This is a genomic window from Candidatus Binatia bacterium (assembly GCA_023150935.1).
GTDB lineage: Bacteria > Desulfobacterota > Binatia > HRBIN30 > HRBIN30 > JAKLJW01.
Map to the genome: position 1 here is coordinate 1 of JAKLJW010000093.1, position 2,668 is coordinate 2,668.

At 68.5% G+C, this 2,668-nt stretch carries 3 protein-coding genes; 2 read left to right on the forward strand and 1 reads right to left on the reverse strand.

Annotated features, from left to right (window positions below; genetic code table 11):
- Positions 1-387: 387 nt before the first annotated feature.
- Positions 388-1,380, reverse strand: coding sequence for an NAD-dependent epimerase/dehydratase family protein (locus L6Q96_23075; protein ID MCK6557433.1), 993 nt, complete (start codon positions 1,378-1,380; stop codon positions 388-390).
- A 115-nt stretch (positions 1,381-1,495) separates the two neighbouring features.
- Between L6Q96_23075 and L6Q96_23080 the strand changes: the two genes are divergently transcribed.
- Together L6Q96_23080 and L6Q96_23085 are read left to right on the forward strand one after the other, a co-directional pair.
- Positions 1,496-1,966 (forward strand): PaaI family thioesterase, encoded by a 471-nt coding sequence (locus L6Q96_23080; GenBank protein ID MCK6557434.1) that lies wholly within the window; start codon positions 1,496-1,498, stop codon positions 1,964-1,966.
- Positions 1,967-2,070: 104 nt separating this feature from the next.
- On the forward strand, positions 2,071-2,547 hold the full coding sequence (locus L6Q96_23085) for a YbhB/YbcL family Raf kinase inhibitor-like protein (protein ID MCK6557435.1): 477 nt from the start codon (positions 2,071-2,073) through the stop codon (positions 2,545-2,547).
- Positions 2,548-2,668 lie beyond the last annotated feature (121 nt).

The window sequence follows — 2,668 nt, forward strand, 5'->3', positions numbered from 1 at the left end:
GAGGGCGTCGCCCGGTATGTGTGTCGGCGCCGCTGATCTCGGGCAGTTCGTGGCGCGATCGGGTCATTCTCCCGGCCGCCGCTGCTCGGTTCGGTCGCATCCCCTCACCTGACCTCTCCCTGCGGGAGAGGGACCTGACTCCGCGGCGGGGTGCTGTTGCCGTGGTGCGGCGGGTGGATCCCCTCGCCCGGCGAAGACTGTCGACAAGCGCGCTATCTCAGTCACCCCTGCTTCCGCGGGAATGACGCTTTTTCCGCGGGGGCACGCCCCGTTTACGGGGCGACCCGGTTGAGCCCGGCGATTCATCGCCGGGTGCAGCAAGCAGGTGGAACGCGCGTTCCGCGCGCGCCAGCCCTTGGGTTGCGGGCGTCGGCGCACGCCGAGACATTATCCGCCGATTGGCTTGTCGTCCGGGGCCCCGGCGAGGTCTGCGAAGTAACGGCGAACGCCCTCGCGCAGGTCGATGGCCGGCGCATACCCGAGGTCACGCCGGGCACGTTCCGCGGAGTAGAAGTACGGCTTGCCGATGACGCGCACCGCGTAGCGGGTGAGCAGCGGCGGTTGGCCTGTCGCCCATCCCGCGGCTTCCATGATTGCGGCCAGACCCCACGCCACCGGATAGGGCAGGTGGCGGCGCGGTGCCGGCACGCCGAGGGCCTCGGCCACCAGCGCGATGAACTCGTTCCACGTTGGATTGCCGGCGTTGCTCAGGTTGTACACTCCGCCGGCGGCCCGCGGGTCGACGAGCACGCGGGCCAGAAAGTCGACGGCATCGTCGACGTGAAAGGCGTCGACGATGTTGGTGCCCGGTCCGACGATGCGCGCCCGGCCGGCGCGCAGGTTGTCGACCATCTTCGGGAGGAACTTGTCGTCGCCGGGCCCGTAGATGACCGTCGGCCGCACGATCGTCAGACCGAGCTTTCCCCGATCCGCCAGCGTCGTGACGATCCGCTCCGCGTCGATCTTCGTGTCGCCGTACGGATCGTTGATCTTCTTGAGCGGAAAATCTTCGGTCACCTTGACGCCAACCGGGCGCCCGTAAACCGACACCGAACTCATGTGTACGAAGCGTCGCACCCCGGCCCGCTCGGCCTCCTCGGCGACGTGACGCGTGCCGTCACGGTTGATCGCGTTGCAGCGCTCGAAAGTTTGTCCGTAGCCGACCGCTCCGGCGAGATGAACGACCGCGTCTTGTCCCGCCATCGTCCCGGCGAGGCTCGGGCCGCGGGTGATGTCGCCGCGGGCCAGACTGACGTCGTTCCACGGCGGGACGGTTTCCTGCGGGAGCAGCAGCGCCGTAACGAGGTGTCCGTCGGCCTGCAAGCGCGGCAACAGCCGCTTCCCGATGAATCCCGATGCCCCGGTTACAAAGACCCGCATGCGGGTCTTCCTACGGGTTTGGCAGGACCCAACGCAAGCCGCGCGTTGGCCGCGCGCGGAGCGAGCGGCCGCGCGCTCCTTCCCACCGTCGCCCGTGTCGTTGTAGGCTCGCGCCATGAGCATTGCGGATTCGAGCGTGTCTTCGGAAGTGAGTGCCTGGTTGATGAGGGGCCTCGATGCCACCCTGGGTGCCCGGCTGGTGCGGGCAACAGCCGAAGAGGTGGTCGTCGAGTACGACGTCGATGAGCGCCATCTGCAGCCCTACGGCATCGTGCACGGCGGGATGCACTGCGCCATGGTCGAAACCGTGTGTTCTCTCGGCGCCGGCCTGGCGGCGCACGCGCGCGGGCAGGCGGTTGTCGGAGTGGAGAACCACACCAGTTTCATCCGCGCGGTGCGCCGTGGCCGGGTGCGGGTCACCGGTGTTCCGGTGACGCGCGGCCGCAGGTCCCAGGTGTGGGAAGCGACGGCGCGGAACGAGGCCGGCGAGATCGTGTCTACCGGCCGAGTGCGGTTGCTCTGCCTCGATCCGGGCAGCGACCTCGCCGGAGAAGCCGTACCCAGTCGTCACGAAGGCTCGCCGTAATCGTCATGGGCGGCCGTCGGATCGTTATCCTGGTCGGATTCGTTCTGCTCGTTGCGACGGGGGCGAACCCGATCCCACCCGCATTGGCACAAGGAGGACCGCGCATGGCACTGACACTGACATCCCCGAACTTCGCGCCGAACGGCGCCATACCGGCAAAGTTCACCTGCGAGGGCGACGACGTGTCGCCGGCACTACATTGGTCGGGCGTGCCGGCCGGAACGAAGAGCCTGGCATTGATCGTCGACGACCCCGACGCGCCTGACCCGCAGGCCCCGCGCATGACCTGGGTCCACTGGGTCCTGTACAACATCCCGCCGGCGGCCGGCGGCCTTCCCGAGGACATCGCCGCGGCCCAACTGCCGGCGGGCACCCGCGAAGGCCTCAACGATTGGAAGCGCACCGGTTACGGCGGGCCGTGCCCGCCCATCGGCCGGCATCGGTACTTCCACAAGCTGTACGCGCTGGACGTCGTGCTGCCCGATCTCGCGACTCCCGCCAAAGCCGCGCTGGAGAAAGCGATGGCAGGGCACGTCGTCGGGCAGGCCGAACTGATCGGTACCTACCAGAAGGGACGGTAGACGGGAGCGGGCAACGTCGCTGCCGGGCACGGCTGCGCGGCGGCGCCTTCCCGTTCGTCCCGAGTAGCGCCTTCTCGATGACCCGATCGCCCTGAGTAGCCGATATCTTCTCAATCGGCGT

Excerpts from the sequence above, each read along its gene's own strand:
- L6Q96_23080 (MCK6557434.1), top strand. The coding sequence starts at position 1,496 with ATGAGCATTGCGGATTCGAGCGTGTCTTCGGAAGTGAGTGCCTGGTTG.
- L6Q96_23085 (MCK6557435.1), top strand. The coding sequence starts at position 2,071 with ATGGCACTGACACTGACATCCCCGAACTTCGCGCCGAACGGCGCCATA.
- L6Q96_23075 (MCK6557433.1), bottom strand. The coding sequence starts at position 1,380 with ATGCGGGTCTTTGTAACCGGGGCATCGGGATTCATCGGGAAGCGGCTG.